Source organism: Rhodanobacter sp. UC4438_H5 (genome assembly GCF_052978405.1).
Window position 1 is genome coordinate 1915915 of the sequence record NZ_CM129672.1, and the last position, 15979, is coordinate 1931893.

The 15979-nt window shown below is 68.1% G+C and carries 17 protein-coding genes; 7 read left to right on the forward strand and 10 right to left on the reverse strand.

Annotated elements, in window-relative coordinates:
- Positions 1-31: 31 nt before the first annotated feature.
- The 5 genes from ACVCL9_RS09120 to petA form a co-directional block, all read right to left on the reverse strand.
- Positions 32-478 (reverse strand): ClpXP protease specificity-enhancing factor, encoded by a 447-nt coding sequence (locus ACVCL9_RS09120; protein ID WP_395119769.1) that lies wholly within the window; start codon positions 476-478, stop codon positions 32-34.
- Complete coding sequence (locus ACVCL9_RS09125) at positions 465-1103, reverse strand: glutathione S-transferase N-terminal domain-containing protein (protein WP_395119770.1); 639 nt, start codon at positions 1101-1103, stop codon at positions 465-467. The genes ACVCL9_RS09120 and ACVCL9_RS09125 overlap by 14 nt, the downstream gene beginning before the upstream one ends.
- Positions 1104-1171: 68 nt before the next feature.
- On the reverse strand, positions 1172-1939 hold the full coding sequence (locus ACVCL9_RS09130; RefSeq protein ID WP_447098358.1) for a cytochrome c1: 768 nt from the start codon (positions 1937-1939) through the stop codon (positions 1172-1174).
- Entirely contained in the window at positions 1932-3233 is a 1302-nt protein-coding gene (locus ACVCL9_RS09135) for a cytochrome b (RefSeq protein WP_395119772.1), read from the reverse strand. The genes ACVCL9_RS09130 and ACVCL9_RS09135 overlap by 8 nt, the downstream gene beginning before the upstream one ends.
- Complete coding sequence (petA, locus tag ACVCL9_RS09140) at positions 3233-3829, reverse strand: ubiquinol-cytochrome c reductase iron-sulfur subunit (protein WP_136257406.1); 597 nt, start codon at positions 3827-3829, stop codon at positions 3233-3235. The genes ACVCL9_RS09135 and petA overlap by 1 nt, the downstream gene beginning before the upstream one ends.
- 163 nt (positions 3830-3992) lie before the next feature.
- On the opposite strand from petA, the gene ACVCL9_RS09145 reads away from it, so the two are divergent.
- A complete protein-coding gene (locus tag ACVCL9_RS09145; RefSeq protein WP_395119773.1) occupies positions 3993-5177 on the forward strand; it encodes a S1C family serine protease in 1185 nt (394 codons plus the stop codon).
- Between the two features lie 24 nt (positions 5178-5201).
- On the opposite strand, the gene ACVCL9_RS09150 is transcribed toward ACVCL9_RS09145, so the two are convergent.
- A complete protein-coding gene (locus tag ACVCL9_RS09150; protein WP_447098357.1) occupies positions 5202-6296 on the reverse strand; it encodes a lytic transglycosylase domain-containing protein in 1095 nt (364 codons plus the stop codon).
- Positions 6297-6540: 244 nt separating this feature from the next.
- Here ACVCL9_RS09150 and miaB point away from each other — a divergent pair, with 244 nt between their 5' ends.
- The gene (miaB, locus tag ACVCL9_RS09155; protein WP_447098356.1) at positions 6541-7893 is read left to right on the forward strand and encodes a tRNA (N6-isopentenyl adenosine(37)-C2)-methylthiotransferase MiaB; all 1353 of its coding nucleotides are present in this window, start codon (positions 6541-6543) and stop codon (positions 7891-7893) included.
- Entirely contained in the window at positions 7890-8381 is a 492-nt protein-coding gene (locus tag ACVCL9_RS09160) for a GNAT family N-acetyltransferase (RefSeq protein WP_395119776.1), read from the forward strand. Before miaB ends, ACVCL9_RS09160 begins: the two co-directional genes overlap by 4 nt.
- 27 nt (positions 8382-8408) lie before the next feature.
- On the opposite strand, the gene ACVCL9_RS09165 is transcribed toward ACVCL9_RS09160, so the two are convergent.
- Genes ACVCL9_RS09165 through ACVCL9_RS09180 form a run of 4 tightly spaced genes read right to left on the reverse strand, consistent with a single transcriptional unit; the run spans position 8409 to position 12095 of the window.
- A complete protein-coding gene (locus ACVCL9_RS09165; protein ID WP_447098355.1) occupies positions 8409-9518 on the reverse strand; it encodes an ABC transporter permease in 1110 nt (369 codons plus the stop codon).
- Positions 9515-10459, reverse strand: coding sequence for an ABC transporter ATP-binding protein (locus ACVCL9_RS09170; protein WP_395119778.1), 945 nt, complete (start codon positions 10457-10459; stop codon positions 9515-9517). The genes ACVCL9_RS09165 and ACVCL9_RS09170 overlap by 4 nt, the downstream gene beginning before the upstream one ends.
- A complete protein-coding gene (locus tag ACVCL9_RS09175; RefSeq protein WP_447098354.1) occupies positions 10456-11424 on the reverse strand; it encodes an HlyD family secretion protein in 969 nt (322 codons plus the stop codon). Before ACVCL9_RS09175 ends, ACVCL9_RS09170 begins: the two co-directional genes overlap by 4 nt.
- Positions 11421-12095: a TetR/AcrR family transcriptional regulator gene (locus ACVCL9_RS09180; protein ID WP_447098353.1), complete on the reverse strand. Its 675-nt coding sequence runs from the start codon at positions 12093-12095 to the stop codon at positions 11421-11423. The genes ACVCL9_RS09175 and ACVCL9_RS09180 overlap by 4 nt, the downstream gene beginning before the upstream one ends.
- A 100-nt stretch (positions 12096-12195) precedes the next feature.
- Between ACVCL9_RS09180 and ACVCL9_RS09185 the strand changes: the two genes are divergently transcribed.
- The 4 genes from ACVCL9_RS09185 (at position 12196) to ACVCL9_RS09200 (ending at position 15976) form a co-directional block, all read left to right on the forward strand.
- Positions 12196-13200, forward strand: a complete 1005-nt coding sequence (locus ACVCL9_RS09185; RefSeq protein ID WP_447098352.1) for a PhoH family protein — start codon at positions 12196-12198, stop codon at positions 13198-13200.
- Positions 13201-13229: 29 nt separating this feature from the next.
- Positions 13230-13727 carry an rRNA maturation RNase YbeY gene (gene ybeY / locus ACVCL9_RS09190; RefSeq protein ID WP_447098351.1) on the forward strand — a complete coding sequence of 166 codons (498 nt, stop codon included), beginning with the start codon at positions 13230-13232 and terminating at the stop codon, positions 13725-13727.
- Positions 13728-13901: 174 nt separating this feature from the next.
- Positions 13902-14759, forward strand: a complete 858-nt coding sequence (locus ACVCL9_RS09195) for an HlyC/CorC family transporter (protein ID WP_395119783.1) — start codon at positions 13902-13904, stop codon at positions 14757-14759.
- A 35-nt stretch (positions 14760-14794) separates the two neighbouring features.
- Positions 14795-15976, forward strand: coding sequence for a lipoprotein N-acyltransferase Lnb domain-containing protein (locus ACVCL9_RS09200; protein ID WP_447098350.1), 1182 nt, complete (start codon positions 14795-14797; stop codon positions 15974-15976).
- Positions 15977-15979 lie beyond the last annotated feature (3 nt).

Genomic DNA, 15979 nt, shown 5'->3' on the forward strand with positions numbered 1-15979 from the left:
AACGGCAGCCGCCCGACGGGGCGGCAACGGGTTACTTCACCACGCGCAGGTGCGGCGTCGCGCGCTTGGGCTTGTCGCCCCCCTCATCGGCTGCAGGGGCGGGGCCGTCCGGCGGCGGCTCGTTCGGCGGAGTGTCGCCGCCCTCGCCTTCGGCCGGAAACATCATGCCCTGGCCGTTCTCCTGCGCATACAGAGCCAGCACGGCCTGCACCGGAATCTGGATCGCCTGGCTGACCCCGGAGAAACGCGCCTGGAAGCTGATCCATTCGTTGCCGAGATCGAGGTTGGCCACCGCGCGGGTAGCCAGGTTGAGCACTACCTGGCCGTTCTGGATCACCTGTGGCGGCACCCGCACGCCGGCCACGCCGGCATCGACCAGCACGTAAGGGGTCAGGTTGTTGTCGGAAATCCAGTCGTAGATCGCCCGCAGCAGGTACGGGCGATTCGAGCTCATGGCGATGGCGTCATGCTTGCTCATGGACCGGCCGCATGGCCTTTTCCTCGTCGGTCATGCTGCGTGCAAAACCCTGGCTGTGGAACAGGCGCTCGCCGTAATCGACGATCGACTTGCCCTCGCGGCCCAGATCCACGCCGAGCCAGGGCAGCCGCCAGATCACCGGCGCCACCAGGCAATCGGCCAGGCTCATCTCGGGGTTGAGGAAGAACCGCGAGGCCTTGAACAGCGGCACCGTGGAGAGCAGGTGTTCGCGCAACCGCTTGCGTGCCGCATCCGCCGGACGGCCGCCTGCGCGGATCTTGTCCACCTCGGGCAACCAGTCCTTCTCGATCCGCACGGCCGCCACGCGCAGGCGCGCGCGCGATTGCGGGTCGATCGGCATCAGCGGTGGGTGCGGGTAGCGCTCGTCGATGTATTCGCACACCACCGCGGTATCGAACAACGTCAGGTCGCGGTCGATCAGGGTCGGCGTGCTGCCGTACGGGTTGAGATCGAGCAGGTCCTGCGGTGGCCGGGCGTGGTCCACCAGCACCCGTTCGTAGCTGACCCCCTTGGCGGCCAGCACCAGTCGGGCACGATGGCACTGGATGTCATCGGCCGTGGTGTACAGCGTCAATGCGTTACGCAAGCGGGGGTTTTGAACCATGCGCGATTTCCCCATCGGTGAGACAGACGCGGCGGCCCGTGGCCGCCGCGTCCGCAGTGCCTTGCGGCTCAGTGGACGTCTTTCCAGTATTCCTTCTTGAGCAGCGCCGCCAGGAAGGTGAACAGGGCCAGGAACAGCAGCACCCAGATACCGTAATGGTGGCGTTGCAGCGCCGCCGGCTCGGAGACGTATTGCAGGAAGCTGGTCAGGTCACGGGTGGCCTGCTGGAACTGCGCCGGGGTCATCTTGCCCGGGTGCGACAGCACCAGCTTCTCCACGCCCGCGGCTTCGCCATCCTTCGCCGGCTTCATCTGCGCGGTCTGCATGCCCTGCAGCTCCCACAGCGGGAACGGCATGGCGGCATTGGGCAAGGTGGTGTTGTTCCAGCCGATCGGGCTCTTCGGGTCGAGGTAGAAGGTGTTGAGGTAGGTGTAGACCCAGTCGGCGCCCTTGGCATCCACTTCCAGCGAGAGATCCGGCGGAGCCTTGCCGAACCACGTGCCGGCCAGCGCTGCCGGCATGTGCGAGACCACCGGCTCCTGGAACTTGGCGCCGGTGAAGTTGAGGTTCTTCATCACCTCGTCTTCGGTCAGGCCCAGGTCCTCGGCCATGCGCGAATAGCGCACGTACTTCAGCGAGTGGCAGCCGACGCAATAGTTGAAGAACAGCCGCGCGCCGCGTTGCAGCGAAGCCTGGTCGCGCACGTCGGCGCCGGACTTCATCAACTCGACCTTGGCGCTCTCGGCTGCGTGCGCCGGCAGCGTGCCGACGAACAGGCCGAGTGCCAGCGCGATACCGGAAAGAAAATGCTTCATCGTCGTTGGCAGCTTAGTCATGCGTGGTCACCCGATCCGGAACCGGCTTGGTCGTCTCCCAGCCGAAATAGGTATAGGCCCAGAGGAAAACGAAGAAACCGAAATACAGCAGCGTCATCAGCCGTCCGAACAGGTTCTCCCAGAACGTGAGGTCGACATTGCCGAACCACGCCGGGATGACCTCCGCCGTGACGCCTGCACCGACCGCACCGAGCCCGAAGAACGACAGCACGAAGACCGTCAGCGCCACCTTGTAGCCGGTGCCGCGGTAACGGATCGACTTGACCTTGCCGCGATCGAGCCAGGGCATCGCGAACAGCACCGCGATCGCGCTGAACATCGCCAGCACGCCCCACACGGCCGAGCCGAGGAAGGACGGAATCATGCGCACGATCGCGTAGAACGGAGTGAAGTACCACACCGGCTTGATCTCCGGCGGAGTCAGCAGGTTGTTGGCCGGGATCGCGTTGTCATGCTCCAGGAACCAGCCGCCGAACGTCGGCGCGAAGAAGATGATGAACGCGGCGATCAGCAGGAAGAAGCCCACGCCCACCAGATCCTTCACCGTGTAATACGGATGGAACGGGATGCCGTCGGCGGGCTTGAGCGCATCCCAGCGGTTGCCCTTGGGACCCTTCTTGATCTCCACGCCGTCCGGGTTGTTCGAGCCAACCTCGTGCAGCGCGGCGATGTGCAGCACCACCAGCAGCAGCAGCACCAGCGGCAGCGCGATCACGTGCAGCGCGAAGAAGCGGTTGAGCGTGGCATCGCCGGGCAGGAAGTCGCCCATGATCCACTGCTCCAGCCCCGAACCGATGTAGGGCAGCGTGCCGAACAGCGAGATGATCACCTTGGCGCCCCAGAACGACATGTTGCCCCACGGCAGCACGTAGCCCATGAAGGCCTCGGCCATCAGCACCAGGAAGATCAGCATGCCGAGCAGCCAGACCAGCTCGCGCGGCTTCTTGTACGAGCCGTACATCAGGCCGCGGAACATGTGCAGGAACACCACCACGAAGAACAGCGAGGCGCCGGTGGAGTGCATGTAGCGGATCAGCCAGCCCCACTCCACGTCACGCATGATGTACTGCACCGAGTCGAAGGCTCCCGCCGCGCTCGGGGTGTAGTTCATGGTGAGGAAGATGCCGGTGACGATCTGGTTGACCAGCACCAGCAGAGCCAGCGAACCGAAGTAGTACCAGAGGTTGAAGTTCTTCGGCGCGTAGTACTCGGTCATGTGGGCGCGGTACATCGGCATCATGCCGGGGGCGCGCTCGTTGACCCAGTCGCCGATGTTGCTGAATACGTTGGCCATCAGCCAGCCTCCTTCGGATCAACGCCAATCTGCACGGTGGTGTCGTCCACGAAGTGGTACGGCGGAACCTGCATGTTCTTCGGCGCCGGCACGTTCTTGTAGACCCGGCCCGCGATGTCGTAGCGCGAGTGGTGGCAGGGGCAGTAGTAGCCGCCTTTCCAGTTCGGGTCGAACGGCTCGGGCTTGATCTCGCCGTAGAAGTCCGGCACGCAGCCCAGGTGGGTGCAGATGCCGACCATCACCAGCCACTCGGGCTTGATCGAGCGCGTCTCGTTCTGCGCGTACTTGGGCTGCTGCTCGACCTCGGACTTGGGATCGACCAGCAGCGGGTCTTCCTTCGGCAACTGCGCCAGCTGGGCCGGCGTGCGGTTGACGATGAAGACCGGCAGGCTGCGCCAGGCCACGATCAGCTGCTGGCCCTTCTCGATCTTCTTGAGCGACTGGGTAACCGGAGCGCCGGCGGCCTTGGCCCGCGCGCTGGGCTCCCACGACTTGATGAAGGGCACTGCCGCCGAGACGACCCCGATGCCACCCACCACTGCGGTGGTTGCGGTCAGGAATCGGCGGCGGCCGTGGTCGACGACTTCGTTCGCCATCAGGCTCTCCGGTACTTGCAAGGTCATGCCAGGACGGGGTTTCAGGCCCCGCAAAAATCGCGTTAGTGTAGCGTCAGGGGCCGCGCCGTACAATAAACCGGATGCCTGCCGGACTCTGCCCGGTGCCTCCCCCGCCACGACTCGCCGGAACGTTCTCCCCGACATGAAACATGCCGCCGGCACCCTTCTGTTCATTGCCCGCTTCGTCATCCTTGGACTGGCGCTGGCCTTCGTGATCGGCCTGTTCTGGCCCGGCAGCGGCGAGCGCCTGCGCGCGCGCCTGGGGCTCGCTCCGGCGGCGGTCGCGCCGACCCGGCACGAGCAGGCGGGCGCGGCGCCGGTATCGTACGCCGACGCCGTGGCCGCCGCGGCACCGTCGGTGGTGAACATCTATGCCAACAAGATCGTCACCGAGCAAGCGCTGCGCATGTACGACAACCCGGTGCTGCAGCAGCTGTTCGGCGGCCAGCCGACGACCTACCAGCATCGCGAGCAGACGCTGGGCTCGGGCGTGATCGTCAGCGCCCGCGGCAACGACTACGTGCTGACCAACAACCACGTGATCGCCAACGCTGCCGATATCCAGGTGCTGCTTTACGACGGCCGCATCGCCAAGGCGCGGCTGGTCGGTTCCGACCGCGAGACCGACCTGGCCGTGCTCAAGATCGACGCCAGCAACCTGCCGGTGATCCACATGGCCGACCCCAGCCAGTTGCGCCCCGGCGACGTGGTGCTGGCGATCGGCAACCCGTTCGGCCTCAACCAGACCGTGACGATGGGCATCGTCAGCGCGATCGGGCGGCAGTTGAACAGTTCCAGCGCCGAGGACTTCATCCAGACCGATGCGGCCATCAACCTGGGCAACTCCGGCGGCGCGCTGGTCAACACGCAGGGGCAGCTGGTCGGCATCAATACCCTGCTGATCGGCAAGGGTCAGGCCGCCAACGCGGAGGGCATCGGTTTCGCGATCCCGGTGGCCACCGCCACCAAGGTGCTCGATCAATTGATCACCACCGGCCACGTGGTGCGCGGCTGGCTCGGTGCCGACTACGCCTTCGTGCCGGTGGCGGCGGACAGCGGCCTGCCCGCTGCCGCGCGCGGCGCACAGGTCATCGCGGTGTACTCCGGCGGTCCGGCCGCGCAGGCGGGGATCAAGCCGCGAGACATCCTGCTGCGCATCGGCAACGACGACATCATGGGCCCGGCCGACCTGCGCCGCCGCGAGGCCACGCTCAAGCCCGGCAGCCAGGTGCAGATCTCCGGCCTGCGTGACGGCACGCCGTTCCAGGTCACGGTCACGCTGGCACAGCGCCCGCCGATGGACGGCAGTCTCTCCAGCCAGCCCTGAGCGGGTCACCGCGGCGGGCGGGCGTCAGCCCGGCCCGCGCGAAGCCAGCGGCGGATGGATCGCCGCGCCGTAACGCTTGCGCAGGGTTTCCACCCGCTCCACGTAGACCTGGGTCTCCGCATACGGCGGCACGCCCTTGTAGCGCTGCACCGCCCCCGGCCCGGCGTTGTAGGCCGCTGCGGCCAGCCGCTCGCTGCCGTCGAAATCGCGCAGCAACAGGCTCAGGTAGCGGGCGCCGCCGCGGATGTTCTGGGCGGAATTGAAGGCATCGAGCACGCCCATGTCGCTGGCGGTGCCGGGCATCAGCTGCATCAGCCCCTGGGCGCCCTTGAGCGACAGCGCACGCGGGTTGAACGCACTCTCGGCATGGATGATCGCGCGCAGAAACGCCTCGTCGACGCCGTACTCGATGCTGGCCGCGCGGATCGTGTCGGCATACGCGTCTAGGTTCAGCGCCACGCGATCCCAGCGGATCGTCGAATGCAGGTTGCAGGCCACGCAGGTGGAGATGTAGCTGAACAGCATGGTCACCGCGCGGCCCTTGCCGCCGGCGGGACGCAGGTTGGTGTATTCCACGCTGCCGTCGGCGCGCACGATGCGATAGACCGCCCCGCGCAGCACGCGGTCGCCGGCGTCGGCCACCTTGGGCGCGACCGGCGCGGCGTCGGCATGGGCTTCGCGATACTGCCACTGGCCCGGCGTGCCGGCCGCCCTGGCCGCCAGCGGCAACTTCGCCGTGCTGACCGCCGAACTGCTCACCGCGGCCAGCGACTCGCGCTCTACCCGCGCCGTCTCGCGTGTCTGTGCGGTGCTCAGCGCGCCGCCTTGCACGCGCGCCAGCGACACCGGCCGGGCGCCATCGGCCGCAAGGCTCTGCGCCGTGGTGACCACCTGGCCGCTGACCGCGGTCAACGATGCGCGCGCGACCGGCGCGGCCCGGCGCGTCGCCTTCGGCTCGGCGTAGCTGCTGATTGCGCGGCAGCCGTGATACCCCGCCCGCTCGCTGCTGTACACGGTTTCGCCGCTGCTGCCGGTGCACTGGTACAAGGTGCCGGCGCGGGCCCCCGTGGCCAACAGGCAGGCAGCCAGCAGCGCGACCCCGACAAGGATCGAACGCAAGGGGAAACCGCGAACAGGCCGATCGACGCGTCCCCCGTGACTGGCGGCACCGGACATGGGCGCAGTGTGCCGCCACGCGCGGCCAGCGCCAAGTGCGCAAGTCTCATTCCACGACCGTGGCCAAGGCGGCGCCGCAAACTCCGTGGCGGCCGCAAGTGCTTGATCTGGCAGGCACACGGGCCGCGCAGTACACTGCGCGGTTCCGCGGATCGCGCATCCGCCCTGGAATCACGGTACCCACGCGATGAGCGGCAAGCTTTTCATCAAGACCCACGGCTGCCAGATGAACGAGTACGACTCGGCCAAGATGGCCGACGTGCTGAAGGCCTCGCACGGGCTGGAGCTGACCCAGGACGAGTCAGAGGCGGACGTGATCCTGATCAACACCTGCTCGATCCGCGAAAAGGCGCAGGAAAAGGTCTTCAGCCAGCTTGGCCGCTGGAAGCAGCACAAGCAGGACGGCCGGCAGGTGGTGATTGGCGTCGGCGGCTGCGTGGCAAGTCAGGAAGGCGCGGCGATCGTCAAGCGCGCGCCGTACGTGGATCTGGTGTTCGGCCCGCAGACCCTGCACCGCCTGCCCCAGCTGATCGAGGCGCAACGCGCCACCGGCAAGCCGCAGGTGGACATCAGCTTCCCCGAGATCGAGAAGTTCGACTGCCTGCCCGAGCCGCGCGCGGAAGGCCCGACCGCCTTCGTCTCGATCATGGAAGGCTGCTCGAAATACTGCAGCTACTGCGTGGTGCCGTACACCCGCGGCACCGAGATCAGCCGTCCGTTCGACGACGTGCTGGTGGAGGTGGCCAAGCTCGCCGCCCAGGGCGTGCGCGAGGTGAACCTGCTCGGCCAGAACGTCAATGCGTACCGCGGCCCCACCTTCGACGGCGGCGTCGCCGACCTCGCCGTGCTGATCCATGCGATCGCCCAGATCGACGGCATCGGTCGCATCCGCTTCACCACCTCGCATCCGCTGGAGTTCTCCGACTCGCTGATCGAGGCCTACGCCAACGTGCCGCAGCTGGCCAACTACCTGCACCTGCCGGTGCAGGCCGGTTCCGACCGCATCCTTTCGGCGATGAAGCGCGGCTACACCGCGCTGGAGTTCAAGCAGAAGATCCGCAAGCTGCGCGCGGTGCGACCGGACATCTGCGTGTCCACCGACATCATCGTCGGCTTCCCCGGCGAGAGCGGCGAGGATTTCGAGAAGACCATGAAGCTGGTCGACGACGTCGGCTTCGACCAGAGCTTCACCTTCATCTTCTCCGCGCGCCCCGGCACGCCGGCGGCGAACCTCGCCGATGACACGCCGATGGCGGTCAAGCACGAGCGCCTCGCGCGCCTGCAGGCCGCGATCAACGCGAACGCCAGGAAGATCAACGAGGCGATGGTCGGCTCCGTGCAGCGCGTGCTGGTGGAAAAGCCCAGTACCCGCAATCCGGACGAACTCAGCGGCCGCACCGAGAACATGCGCTACGTGAACTTCGCCGGCGACGCCCGCATGATCGGCCAGTTCGTCGACGTGGTGATCACCGACGCGATGAGCAATTCGCTGCGCGGGCGGGTGAAAACGTCCGACGACGCGGCCGCACTGGCGTCGTGAGCGAGCTGGTGATCCGGGAAATCGGCGCGGACGAGTTCGCTCGCGTGTGGCCGTTCTTCCAGGCGATCGCCGCTGGCGGCGAGACCTACACCTACCCGCGCGACATCAGCCTCGAACAGGCCCGTTCCATGTGGACCACGCCGCCCGCACGCTGCTTCGTGGCCGAACGCGACGGCCAGGCGCTGGGCTGTTACCGGCTGGCGCCCAACCAGATGGGGCCGGGTGACCACGTGGCCAACGGCAGCTACATGGTGGCGCCGCAAGCGCGCCGCCAGGGCGTGGCGTCGGCCTTGTGCGAGCACTCGCTGGAACAGGCGCGCCGAGCCGGCTTCCGCGCCATGCAGTTCAATGCCGTCGTCGCCAGCAATACCACCGCCGTGCGGCTGTGGCAGCGCCACGGCTTCCGCATCGTTGGCCAGGTGCCCGGTGCGTTCCGCCACGCCCAGCTCGGCCCCACCGATCTGTACGTGATGCACCGCATGCTGTGAGCGCGAGGCGGCACGCGGAACGGCAGGTCAGTCCAGCCGCTTGCGGAAGCGCAATATCGCCAGCGCCATCATCGCCAGCGTGAACACCGCCAGCGCCAGCACGTCGAGCCACATCTCCCACAAGCCCGCGCCGCGCAGCATCACGCCACGGATCAGGCGCAGGAAATGGGTCAGCGGCAAGACTTCCGCGAGCCACTGCACCAGCTTCGGCATGCCGGCGAACGGGAACATGAAGCCCGACAGCAGGATCGACGGCAGGAACACGAAGAACGTCATCTGCATCGCCTGGAACTGCGACTGCGCACGCGTCGAGATCAGCAGGCCCAATGCAAGGTTGGCGAGGATCAGCAGGCCCGACGCCAGGTACACGTCGAGCACGCTGCCCAGGATCGGCACCGCGAACAGCCACGTGCCGAGCGCCAGGATCACGCTGGTCTGCACCAGGCCGATCGCCACGTACGGCAGCACCTTGCCGATCATGAGCTCCGAGCTGGTCAGCGGCGTGGCGATCAGCAGCTCCATGTTGCCGCGCTCGCGTTCGCGCACGATCGTGATGGCGGTGAACAGCACCATCGTCATGGTCAGGATCACGCCGATCAGGCCGGGCACGATGTTGACCGCCGAGCGCCGCTGCGGGTTGTAGAAGGCGACCATGCTGATCCGCCCGCCGACCGGCGTGCTGGTGGCCGGCGCGCGCATGTCGGGTGCGGCGCTGTCGATCGGCACCTGCATCAGTTGCGCGGCGGCGGCCTGCACCGCCGTATCGCTGCCGTCGACCAGGATCTGCGCCACCGCCCGGCCGTCGATGCGGCGGCGCTCGAAATCCGGCGGCACCACGATGCCGATGCCGACCTGCCCGCGGCGGATCATCGCCATCAGCTCCTGCGGCGTGTCCGCCTGCGCCACCGGCGCCACCACGCCGGTGGCGAGCATGTCCATCACCAATGCGCGCGAACCGGCGGTGTTCGCCTGGTCGACGATGCCCGCGTCGAGTCCGCGCAGGTTGGTGTTGATCGCGTAGCCGAACAGCACCAGCTGGATCACCGGGATGCCCACCACCATCGCCAGCGTGATGCGGTCGCGGCGCAGCTGGCGCAGCTCCTTGACCACGATCGCCCACAGCCGCCGCCCGTTCATGCGGCGCGCTCCGCGTCGCGGCGCGTGGCGGCGACGAACACGTCTTCGAGATTCGGCGGCGTCGCCGTCAGCGCGGCCTGGTGCCCCGTCGTCGCCAGCGCCTTGTCCATGTCCGGCGTGGCGCCGTCGGCGTCGGTCAGCACGCGCAGGATGTTGCCGACCTGGGCCACGCCGAGCACGCCCGCCACGCCGGCGAGCGCGCGCTGGGCGGCCCGCGGGTCGTCCGTTTCGACGGTGAAGGTGCGCCCTTCCAGTTGCGCGGTCAGCTCGCGCGGCGTGCCGTCGGCGACCAGTGCGCCGCGGTCGAGGATGGCCAACCGGTGGCAGCGCTCGGCCTCGTCCATCAGGTGGGTGGAGACCAGCAGCGTGGTGCCGGCATCGGCCAGCTCGAAGAGTTTTTCCCAGAAATCGCGGCGCGATTCCGGGTCGACCGCGCTGGTCGGCTCGTCGAGAAACAGCAATTGCGGCTCGTGCAGCACCGCACAGGCCAGCGCCAGGCGCTGCTTCTGGCCGCCACTGAGGGTGCCGGCCAGTTGCCGCTGGCGATCGCCGAAGTGGTATTGCTCGATCAGCTCGTCGACGCGGCGTTTCGTCTTCGTCTTCGGCACGCCTTGGATGGCGGCGAGGAACTCCAGGTTCTCGCGCACGCCGAGGTCCTCGAACAGCGAGAACTTCTGTGTCATGTAGCCGATGTGCGAACGCAATTCGTCGGCCTGCGCCGGAATCTTCAGGCCGAGCACCTCGATCTCGCCCTCGCTTGGCGTGAGCAAGCCGCACAGCATGCGGATGGTGGTGGACTTGCCCGAGCCGTTCGGCCCGAGGAAGCCGTAGACGCGCCGCGCCGGCACGTCGAGGTCGACGTGATCGACCGCCACCAGCTTGCCGAAGCGCCGGGTCAAACCGCGGGCGCGGATCGCCACGCCTTCGGCGCCGGCATTCATTTCGCCGGTCCGCGGAACTCGACGCGCACCGGCAGGCCGGCGGGCAGTTCCGCCGCGTCCGCACCCAGCGCGACTTCGGCGAGGTAGCTGAGCCGCGCCGCGTCGTCGCCGATCAGTGCGTAATACGGGGTGAAATCCGGTTCGCTGCGGATCATGCGCAGCTTGCCGGCATAAGGTTTTTCGCGGTCGGCCACGAACACGTCGATGGCGTCGCCGACGTGCATGCCTGCGCGCTGCTGCACCGGCACGTAGATGCGCGCGTACGGCGCGTCGCCGGCCAGCAGGATCGCCAGCGGCGCGCCGACCGGCGCCTGGTCGCCCAGCCGGTACGGCAGAGCGTCGATGCGCCCGGCGCGCGGCGCCACGACGGCCAGCTTGCCCAGCAGCACCTGCTGCGCGCTCATTTGCGCCTCCGCCGCCGCGACCGCGGCTTGCGCCTGGGCGAGCTGCTCCGGACGCGTGCCGTGCAACAACTCGTCGAGCGCTGCGCGTGCGGCCGATGTCTGACCCTCGGCGTTGCCCGCCGCGGCGCGGGCGCGGTCGAGATCGGCCGCGGCCACGTAACCATTGCCTTTCAGGGACGCCAGCCGCGCGTAATAAGCCCGCGCCTCGCGTGCCTGCGCCTGCACCGCGGCCAGATTCGCGCGAGCCTTGGCGATGTCCTCGCGGCGCGGCCCGGCCTGGAGTTCGGCCAGGAGTTCGCGTTGCTGCTCCAGCTGGGCCTGGGCCGCTGCGAGCTGGGCGCGGGTATGCGCGGGGTCCAGTTGCAGCAGCGGCTGGCCCGCCCTGACCTGCTCGCCCTCGCGCACGTCGATCGCCACGATGCGCTCGGCGGCCGGCGCCGGCAGCGTGATGCGGTCGAACTCGAGCGTACCCAGCGCCTGCGGCACCCGCTTGCTGCAACCAGCGGGAACGACGAGCACCAGCGCCGCCAGCGACTGGCAGATCACGGTCGTGAACTTCATGCGGGTTCTCCACGTTTCGTCGTGCCGACGCCCTGCCCCAGCAAGGCCAGCGTGTGTTGAAGCATGGTCTCGGGGCCGAGTGACTCGGCATCGAATGCGCGTCGCCAGATCGGCGCACCGGCAGCAGGGAACAGGGTCAGGCCGACCAGCGAGACGACCAGCAGGCGTGGGTCCAGCGCCGGGTTCAGCCGTCCATTTGCCTGCGCCGCGGCGAAGCGTTGCGCCAGCAGCTGCGGCACGCCCGGCACGGCGCGGTCGAACAGTACCTCACGCAGCGCACCGCCCTCGCACAGCACTTCGCGCACCCACAGCGGCGGCAGCCAGGGATGGCTTGCCACGACGTCGCTGATCCCGCGCACGAATGCTTCGGTCAACGCGACCGGGTCACCGCCGGCGTGCTCCAGCTGCGCGCGCAGCGGCGCCAGCGCCGGCAGCAGGCGCTCGTCGATCACGGCATGCAGCAGCCGCGCCTTGTCGCCGAAGTAGTAATGCAGCATCGCCGGGGTAACGCCCGCCTCGGTGGCGATTGCCCGCAACGAGGTGGCGGCGATGCCTGTGCGCGCGAACTGCCCCAACGCCGCATCCAGCAGATGCCGGCGCAGATCCTGCTCGTCGCCGCTGGGGCGTCCGGCGCGGCGCGGCGGTTTTGCGCGTTTGCCTGAAATAGTCATGAGCCTAAATTAATTCATCGTTTAATTATTTGCAAACCCATCAGCGCCGACCGCCACCGGCATGGTCCTTCCGGCGCCTGCGCGCTACGCTCGCGCCCCTATGAGCGAACTCAACCAGCGCGACTTCACCCTCGACCCCGACGACAACGCCCGCCTCGCCAACCTGTGCGGGCCGTTCGACGAGCACCTGCGCCAGATCGAGCTGCGCCTCGGCGTGGAGATCAACCACCGCGGCAGCATCTTCCAGGTGATCGGCGAGAACCCGCCGGCGCGCGCCGCCGAAAATGTGCTGCGCGCGCTGTACGCCAGCACCGCCGGCGAGGCGCTGACCGGCGCGAAGATCAACCTGCATCTGGCCGAATCGGGCATCGACGCGATCACCGAGTCGGCCGCCGAAGGCGCCCAGGAAGTGGTCATCAAGGTCAAGCGCGGCGTGATCAAGGGCCGCGGCCCGAACCAGGCGCGCTACCTGCACGCCATCGCCAGCCACGACATCAACTTCGGCGTGGGCCCGGCCGGCACCGGCAAGACCTACCTGGCCGTGGCCAGCGCGGTCGAGGCGCTGGAGGCGAACCGGGTGCAGCGGCTGATCCTGGTGCGCCCGGCGGTGGAGGCCGGCGAGAAGCTGGGCTTCCTGCCCGGCGATCTGTCACAGAAGGTCGATCCCTACCTGCGTCCGCTGTACGACGCGCTGTACGAGATGCTCGGCTTCGAGAAGGTGGCCAAGCTGATCGAGCGCAACGTGATCGAGATCGCGCCGCTGGCGTACATGCGCGGGCGCACCTTGAACGATTCCTACGTGATCCTCGACGAGGCGCAGAACACCACGGTCGAGCAGATGAAGATGTTCCTCACCCGGATCGGCTTCGGCACGGTGGCGGTGATCACCGGCGACGTCACCCAGGTCGACCTGCCGCGCAACACGCGCTCCGGATTGCGCCAGGCGATCGAAGTGCTGCGCGGCGTGGCCGGCATCAGCTTCACCTTCTTCACCTCGCGCGACGTGGTGCGCCATCCGCTGGTGGCCAAGATCGTGCGCGCCTACGAGGCGTTCGAGGAAGCAGGGAATGGGGAATCGGGAATAGAGAATAGGGAAAAGCACTGACTCTCAATCTCCGCTTCGGACGCCCAGACATGCCTCGCCCCGCTCTTGCCATTCCCCATTCCCTATTCCCTATTCCCACCCTTGTCCACCTCGGCTACGCCGTGCCGCGTGCCGGCCTGCCCGCACCGGCCAGCTTCCGCCGCTGGGTCGAGGCGGCCTTGCGCGGAGCCAAACGGCGCAAGCCGGCCGAGCTTTCCATCCGCATCGTCGATGCCGCAGAGGGCCGTACGCTCAACCGCGACTACCGCGGCAAGGACTACGCCACCAATGTGCTGTCGTTCCCCGCCGAGCTGCCGCCCGGCGTGGTGCTGCCGCTGATCGGGGATCTGGCGATCTGCGCGCCGGTGGTGCTGCGCGAGGCCGCCGAACAGGGCAAATTGCCGCGCGACCACTGGGCCCATCTCACGGTACACGGCGTGCTGCACCTGCTCGGCTACGACCACATCGTGGAGACCGAGGCCGAGGCCATGGAAGCGCTGGAAACACGCATCCTGGCCGGCCTCGGGATCGCCGACCCGTACACCTGAATGCTGCAGGGCGGACCCGGCCCGCCGCCATTTCGCCGTACGACGATGACGGGCCGTGCCCGCCCTGCGCGGCCCCCGGGCGATCGCGCATACCGTGCGCCCCTGCCGGGCCGGGATGGATTTTTCCGCTAGAATCAAGCTTCCGCCCGCGTCCGGGCTGATTTTCAACGAGTGATGAACGACGACCCTGGCAGTACCAGCGGCCCGGCCCACCGCACCTGGTGGGATCGACTGGGCCACCTGTTTTCCGGCGAGCCGCGCAACCGCAACGAGTTGCTTGAGGAGTTGCGCGCCGCGCAGAGCAACGGCCTGCTCTCCGTCGACACCCTCACCATGGTCGAGGGGGCGATCAAGGTCACCGAGCTGGATGTCGACGACGTCATGGTGCCGCGCGCGCAGATCGTGATGCTCGCGGCGGACTCTTCCCTGTCCGACCTGCTGGCCACCGTGGTCGAATCCGGCCACTCGCGCTTCCCCGTGCACGGCGAGGACAAGGACGAGATCCTCGGCATCCTGCTGGCCAAGGATCTGCTGAAGTACTTCGGCGCGACCGAACACTTCGACATCCGCTCGATCCTGCGCCCGGCCGTGCTGATCCCCGAGTCGATGCGGCTCAACGTGCTGCTGGAGGAGTTCCGCCTCAGCCGCAACCACATGGCGCTGGTGGTCAATGAATACGGCGGCGTCGCCGGCCTGGTGACCATCGAGGACGTGCTGGAGGAGATCGTCGGCGAGATCGACGACGAGCACGACGACGAGGAAGAACCCGAGCTGATGCACGAACAGCCCGGCGGCGACTGGCTGGTGAGCGCGCTGACCCCGATCGAGGATTTCAACGAGCAGACCGGCGCCGGCTTCCCCGACGAGGAATACGACACCGTCGGCGGCATGGTCACCGCCGAATTCGGCCACCTGCCCGAGGTCGGCGAAGAAGTCGCGATGGGCGACTACCTGTTCCACGTCACCGCGGCGGACGACCGCCGCGTGCAGCAGTTCCGCGTGGTCCGGCAACCCGGCCTGCTGGCCTCCTGATCCGGCGCATGGACCCGCTCCGCCGAATCGCCGTCATGTTCGCCCTGCTCGTGCTCACCGCACTGGCACCGGCGCACGCCGGCATCGCCGAGGCGCCCGGCACCGACCTCGAGGTGTCGCTGGTGACCTACGGCCCCGGCGACATCTACTGGGAGCGCTTCGGCCACGACGCCATCGAGGTGCGCGATCGGGTCTCGGGCGAGTCGGTCAATTTCAACTACGGCGTGTTCGACTTCGAGGAAAAGAACTTTCTCCTCAACTTCGCGCGCGGCCGCATGCATTACATGATGGACGCCGAAGCCAGCGCGCCGGAGGAGGCCTACTACGCCGAAGTCGGCCGCTCGGTGACACGCCAACGGCTGGCGCTGGACGCCGACCAGGCCGCCCGCCTGCGCGACGACCTGCTGTGGAACCTGCGCCCGCAGAACGCCGTCTACGACTACGACTACTACGCCGACAACTGCACCACCCGCGTGCGCGACGCCTTCGATCGCGCACTCGACGGCGCCGTGAAAAGCCAGTTGCAGGCGCGTGCTGGCGAATTCACCTATCGCCAGCAGACGGTGCGGCTGATGAGCGCGCAACCCTGGCTGATGCTGATGCTGGACCTGGGCCTGGGGCCCTACGCCGACCAGCCGTTGACGGCGTGGCAGGAGAGTTTCCTGCCCGCCGTCCTGCAAACGCAATTGCGCCACGTGCAGATCACCGGGCCGGGCGGCGACAGCCGACCGCTGGTAAAGGACGAGCGCGTGGTGTCGCCCAACCGCCTCGTTCCGCCGCCGGCCTCGCCGCCCGACCTGCGCATGCCATTGGGCGCGGCGGGCCTGCTGCTGGGTGCGTTGCTGCTGGCCACGCGGCTGTGGTGGCCGCTCGGCCATGCCCTGCTCGGCACGCTGTTCCTGCTGCTGGCCGGTCTTGTCGGCGTGGTGTTGCTGGGCCTGTGGACGCTGACCACGCACCACTCCGCCTGGGCCAACGCCAACCTGCTGCTGTTCAATCCGTTGGCGTGGCTGCTGCTGCCCACGCTGTGGCGCACGCGTCGCGGCTTCGCCGCCTCGCGCTTCGTCGACGGCCTGATCGTGCTGCAGTTGCTGGCCATGCTCGCCGCGCTCGCGCTGCACCTGCTGCCCGGCACGGTGCAGCAGAACCAGCCGTGGCTGCTGTTCGCGCTGCCGTGCTGGCTGGCGCTGGCGTGGGGCCTGCGCCGCAACCGCTGACCC

Coding starts and splice junctions, on each gene's coding strand:
- ACVCL9_RS09120 (WP_395119769.1), bottom strand. CDS start 478: ATGAGCAAGCATGACGCCATCGCCATGAGCTCGAATCGCCCGTACCTG.
- ACVCL9_RS09125 (WP_395119770.1), bottom strand. CDS start 1,103: ATGGTTCAAAACCCCCGCTTGCGTAACGCATTGACGCTGTACACCACG.
- ACVCL9_RS09130 (WP_447098358.1), bottom strand. CDS start 1,939: ATGACTAAGCTGCCAACGACGATGAAGCATTTTCTTTCCGGTATCGCG.
- ACVCL9_RS09135 (WP_395119772.1), bottom strand. CDS start 3,233: ATGGCCAACGTATTCAGCAACATCGGCGACTGGGTCAACGAGCGCGCC.
- petA (WP_136257406.1), bottom strand. CDS start 3,829: ATGGCGAACGAAGTCGTCGACCACGGCCGCCGCCGATTCCTGACCGCA.
- ACVCL9_RS09145 (WP_395119773.1), top strand. CDS start 3,993: ATGAAACATGCCGCCGGCACCCTTCTGTTCATTGCCCGCTTCGTCATC.
- miaB (WP_447098356.1), top strand. CDS start 6,541: ATGAGCGGCAAGCTTTTCATCAAGACCCACGGCTGCCAGATGAACGAG.
- ACVCL9_RS09165 (WP_447098355.1), bottom strand. CDS start 9,518: ATGAACGGGCGGCGGCTGTGGGCGATCGTGGTCAAGGAGCTGCGCCAG.
- ACVCL9_RS09170 (WP_395119778.1), bottom strand. CDS start 10,459: ATGAATGCCGGCGCCGAAGGCGTGGCGATCCGCGCCCGCGGTTTGACC.
- ACVCL9_RS09175 (WP_447098354.1), bottom strand. CDS start 11,424: ATGAAGTTCACGACCGTGATCTGCCAGTCGCTGGCGGCGCTGGTGCTC.
- ACVCL9_RS09180 (WP_447098353.1), bottom strand. CDS start 12,095: ATGACTATTTCAGGCAAACGCGCAAAACCGCCGCGCCGCGCCGGACGC.
- ACVCL9_RS09185 (WP_447098352.1), top strand. CDS start 12,196: ATGAGCGAACTCAACCAGCGCGACTTCACCCTCGACCCCGACGACAAC.
- ybeY (WP_447098351.1), top strand. CDS start 13,230: ATGCCTCGCCCCGCTCTTGCCATTCCCCATTCCCTATTCCCTATTCCC.
- ACVCL9_RS09195 (WP_395119783.1), top strand. CDS start 13,902: ATGAACGACGACCCTGGCAGTACCAGCGGCCCGGCCCACCGCACCTGG.
- ACVCL9_RS09200 (WP_447098350.1), top strand. CDS start 14,795: ATGTTCGCCCTGCTCGTGCTCACCGCACTGGCACCGGCGCACGCCGGC.